The sequence below is a fragment of the Streptomyces sp. B1866 genome, assembly GCF_031932565.1.
In the GTDB taxonomy this organism is placed as follows: domain Bacteria; phylum Actinomycetota; class Actinomycetes; order Streptomycetales; family Streptomycetaceae; genus Streptomyces.
Genome location: NZ_JAVSCF010000426.1, coordinates 1 through 1,200 on the forward strand (window position 1 = coordinate 1; position 1,200 = coordinate 1,200).

Annotated in this window: 1 protein-coding gene; it reads left to right on the top strand. The window is 75.8% G+C overall.

The genetic code is table 11. The annotated features are described in order from the left end of the window. Nucleotides 1–160 precede the first annotated feature (160 nt). Nucleotides 161–1,183, top strand: a complete 1,023-nt coding sequence (locus RKE29_RS29005; RefSeq protein ID WP_312008688.1) for a glycosyltransferase family 2 protein — start codon at nucleotides 161–163, stop codon at nucleotides 1,181–1,183. Nucleotides 1,184–1,200: the final 17 nt, after the last annotated feature.

The following is a 1,200-nucleotide window of genomic DNA, read 5'->3' on the forward strand; positions in this document are numbered from 1 at the left end:
CGCGCCGTCCGGCGGCGGAGCGCGCGCCCCGGCCCGGCCCGGGCGCGGGCCGTACGGCGCCCGCCGTTAGCGGTAACGTGAGCCGCGATCCCTGCCGTCCTCCCAGGGGGCGCCGCCGTGCCGCGGCGGCCGCCGCCACGGGCCCGTACCCCGAGGAACGATGTCCGACCAGCCTCTCCCCGCCGTCTCCGTGATCATGCCGGTGCTCAACGAGGAACGTCACCTGCGCGACGCCGTCCGGCACATCCTCCAGCAGGACTACGCCGGTGAGATGGAGGTGGTGATCGCCCTGGGCCCGTCCACGGACCGCACGGACGAGATCGCCGCCGAGCTCGTGGCCGAGGACCCGCGCGTGCACACCGTGCCGAACCCCTCGGGCCGCACCCCGGCCGCGCTGAACGCGGCCATCAAGGCGTCCCGGCACCCGGTCGTGGTGCGCGTCGACGGGCACGGCATGCTGTCGCCCGACTACATCGCCACCGCCGTCCGGCTGCTGGCTCAGACCGGCGCGCAGAACGTCGGCGGCCTCATGCACGCCGAGGGCGAGAACGCCTGGGAGCGGGCCGTCGCCGCCGCGATGACCTCGAAGATCGGCGTGGGCAACGCCGCCTTCCACACCGGCGGCGAAGCGGGCCCGGCCGAGACCGTGTACCTGGGAGTCTTCCGCCGGGAGGCGCTGGAGCGGCAGGGCGGCTACAACGAGGAGTTCATCCGCGCGCAGGACTGGGAGCTGAACTTCCGCATCCGCGAGGCGGGCGGCCTGATCTGGTTCTCACCCGAACTGCGCGTCTCCTACCGGCCCCGGCCGACCGTGCGGGCCCTGGCCAGGCAGTACAAGGACTACGGGCGCTGGCGGCACGTCGTCGCCCGCTACCACTCCGGCTCGATCAACCTGCGCTATCTCGCGCCGCCGACCGCGCTGGCCGCCATCGCCGCGGGCCTCGTCGCGGGCGCGGCCGTCACCCCCTGGGCGTTCGCCGTGCCCGGCGCGTACCTGGCGGGCATCCTCGCCGGGTCGGTGCCCGCGGGCCGCGGGCTGCCGCTCGCGGCGCGGCTGCGGGTGCCGGTCGCGCTGGTGACCATGCACATGTCGTGGGGCTGGGGCTTCCTGACCAGCCCGCGCGCGCTGGCGAAAAAGGTCATCGCCAGCCGCCGCCCGGCCGTGGTGGCGCGCGAGGCCTGACCCGGCGGCCCGCGCGG